This window comes from Lentzea sp. NPDC055074 (assembly GCF_053608005.1).
The window spans coordinates 1-1,160 of the sequence record NZ_JBSGUQ010000046.1 but is presented as its reverse complement, the minus strand read 5'-3'; the positions used below and the strand labels follow the sequence as shown (position 1 = coordinate 1,160).

Here is a 1,160-nt window from a genome sequence, read left to right as displayed (position 1 = left end):
GGACGTTGTTGACGGTGTGTCCGGCATGTCGCCTTGATCATGAGGAAGACCTCCGTGTGTGGTGGAGGTGTCTAGGTCTTCACCGCACACGGAGGTCTTCGTGTACCACCGTAACGCCCGTCTGACCGTGCACGGACGGCGGCTGCTCGTCGAGCGTGTCGCCGCCGGGCGCCCGGTCGCCCACGTCGCCGCGGAGATGGGCATCTCCCGCGCCACCGGCCACAAATGGGTCCGCCGCCACAGGCTGGAAGGCGACGCCGGCCTGGCCGATCGGTCCAGCCGCCCGCACCACTCACCCCGCCGCACCACGCCCGAAGTCGAGTCCCAGATCCTCCAGCTGCGCCGGACCCGGCGGCTCGGACCCGCTCGCATCGCCGGAATCCTCGGACTGCACGCCTCCACCGCCCATCGCGTCCTGACCCGGCATCACGAACCCAGGCTCGCCTGGCTCGATCGCCCGACCGGGCAACCGATCCGCCGCTACGAACGAGCCCGCCCCGGTGAACTGGTCCACGTCGACGTCAAGAAGCTCGGCCGGCTACGTGACGGCGGCGGCTGGCGGGCCCACGGACGCGACAGCGCCCAGCGCAACGCCGCCCGCACCGCACCCCGCGTCGGCTACGAGTACGTCCACTGCGCCATCGACGACCACACCCGCCTGGCCTACGCCGAGATCCACCCCGACGAGACCGCCACCACCTGCGCAGCCTTCCTGCGCAGAGCAGCCTGAGCCCTCGCCATACAGGGCATCCCGGCCATCGAGCGGGTCATGACCGACAACGCAATGGCCTACCGCCGCTCACACGCCTTCCGCGATGCGATGGCCGACATCGGCGCCAGCCACCGCCTCACCCGCTCCTACCGGCCCCAGACCAACGGCAAAGCCGAACGCTTCAACCGCACCCTCGCCGAGGAATGGGCCTACGCCCAGGTATTCACCAGCGGCCAGCAACGCGCCGACGCCCTGCCAAAGTTCCTGCACCACTACAACCACCACCGAGCCCACACCGCGCTCGGCGGACAACCACCCATCAGCCGCGTCGACAACGTCTCAGGGCACTACACCTAGGCGCTGTCCTGCAAGTTCGTTCGGTGACAGGCGCGGGCGAGAGACCCGGAGGCGGTGCCGCCGCCACGCCCTCATACCGGGCGTATTCGGG

General features: G+C 69.9%; 1 pseudogene. It reads left to right on the top strand.

The annotated features are described in order from the left end of the window. The first annotated feature begins 100 nt into the window (after window positions 1-100). Window positions 101-1,069: pseudogene (locus ACWF7A_RS44015) on the top strand (IS481 family transposase). Window positions 1,070-1,160 lie beyond the last annotated feature (91 nt).